This is a genomic window from Pseudomonas sp. 06C 126 (assembly GCF_001855215.1).
Lineage (GTDB): Bacteria > Pseudomonadota > Gammaproteobacteria > Pseudomonadales > Pseudomonadaceae > Aquipseudomonas > Aquipseudomonas proteolytica.
Genome location: NZ_MIFU01000056.1, coordinates 1 through 322 on the forward strand (window position 1 = coordinate 1; position 322 = coordinate 322).

Below are 322 nucleotides of genomic sequence, written 5' to 3' on the forward strand. Positions count from 1 at the left end.
TGTAATCGAATTCGCGCTCCGCGTCATCGTGGCGAACCAGCAGCCGCAGCGCGGATCCGCCAGGTGTGTCGGCAAATTCGAGCATTTCGATATCCCCGTTGGAGTTGCCGGCAGCGAAAATCGGACGGCGCCCGATTCGGCTCCATAACCGCACCGGTTTCATCGGACCGTCGTCGAGGAATTCCGGCTGCGCGGTGGTGAACAGGCTGCCGTCGCGATAGATCAGCCCCACCGAGCTGCCCACCACCCGCTCCGGCGGAATGTCGTAGAGCGCACCGGTGATCGGGCGCATGAAGTCACGGCCACCTCCGGACACGATGTA

1 pseudogene is annotated in these 322 nt (G+C 63.4%); it reads right to left on the minus strand.

From position 1 onward, the window contains the following. Window positions 1-292, minus strand: a pseudogene (locus tag BHC62_RS07280) (haloacid dehalogenase-like hydrolase); the annotation flags it as partial. Window positions 293-322 lie beyond the last annotated feature (30 nt).